The 1,094-nt window shown below is 60.9% G+C and carries 2 protein-coding genes; both read left to right on the top strand.

Going from position 1 to position 1,094, the window contains the following annotated elements:
* Window positions 1–57 precede the first annotated feature (57 nt).
* Window positions 58–369 (top strand): UvrD-helicase domain-containing protein, encoded by a 312-nt coding sequence (locus HKD24_RS15425; protein WP_228124491.1) that lies wholly within the window; start codon window positions 58–60, stop codon window positions 367–369.
* A gap of 279 nt (window positions 370–648) precedes the next feature.
* Entirely contained in the window at window positions 649–930 is a 282-nt protein-coding gene (locus HKD24_RS15420; protein WP_228124490.1) for a 3'-5' exonuclease, read from the top strand.
* Window positions 931–1,094: the final 164 nt, after the last annotated feature.

Raw genomic sequence — 1,094 nt, 5'->3', positions numbered from 1 at the left:
CCGGCATGCTGGTGTCCAATGTCGGCTCAGTATCGTTGATGAAAGTGCGCTAAGGAATTGAATCCAGAACCTTCTCCCGCTTCGGGCAGCAACGATTATCTGTCCCGTCTGAATGAGGCCCAGCGACAGGCCGTGACGCACGGGACCGGAGTCTCGCTGGGCGGGGCGGATTCATCCCCTCTGCTGGTCATTGCTGGCGCCGGATCGGGCAAGACCAACACGCTGGCCCACCGGGTCGCGCATCTGATCGCCTCAGGCGCCGATCCGCGCCGCATCCTGCTGCTAACCTTATTCCCGGCGGGCCAGCGTCGAGATGACGCGACGGGTGAGGCCGACCTCAGTTCGGCGCGTGCTGGATACGATGGGTGAGAGTGCCCATCCTTTCGAAGCGTTGAAGGATGCGAAAGTCCCATTGCGTAGTGGCGAGGCCTGGACAGGGTTTGTGAATCTGCTGAAGGCACTCGCCCGGCCATCAGGTCGGCTGGCCGGGCGAGATCGCGGCTGAACGCTACTGGTATAAGCCAAATCTGGAGCGACTGCATGAGGACGCTTCCACCCGTCTGGCCGATCTGGTGCAACTGGAGCAGATCGCCGGGGGCTATGCCTCACGGGAGAAATTCCTGACCGAACTGACGCTGGACCCACCGGATGCCACGTCCGATGTGGAAGAACGTGTTCGTCATGAATGTGGTCGATGGCTGCATTCCGTCCGATCTCGCGACGGGCGAGCAGGACGACATCAAGGAGGAACGCCGCCTGCTCTATGTCGCCATGACACGGGCGAAGGACAGTCTCGATATCATGATACCGCAGCGTTTCTATGTGCATGGCCAGCACAGCCAGGCGACCGGCACGTCTATGCTTCACGTACCCGTTTCATCGATCGGGACATGCTGCCCCTGTTTCAGTCCGTATTTTGGCCGGTCGTGAAACCGGAAGAGCAGGCCCGGCAGGAGGTGGTGAAATCCGTACGGATCGATATGGCTGCCCCCCCTGCGCGGCATGTGGTCGTAAGGGAGCAGGCCGATGTGCAATCTCTACTCCATGACCTCGAACCCGCAGGTGATCCGGGAGATCGCGAAAGTTCTTGGCGA

This window comes from Gluconobacter vitians, assembly GCF_015244565.1.
GTDB lineage: Bacteria > Pseudomonadota > Alphaproteobacteria > Acetobacterales > Acetobacteraceae > Gluconobacter > Gluconobacter vitians.
This window is presented reverse-complemented; position numbering and strand designations above follow the sequence as displayed.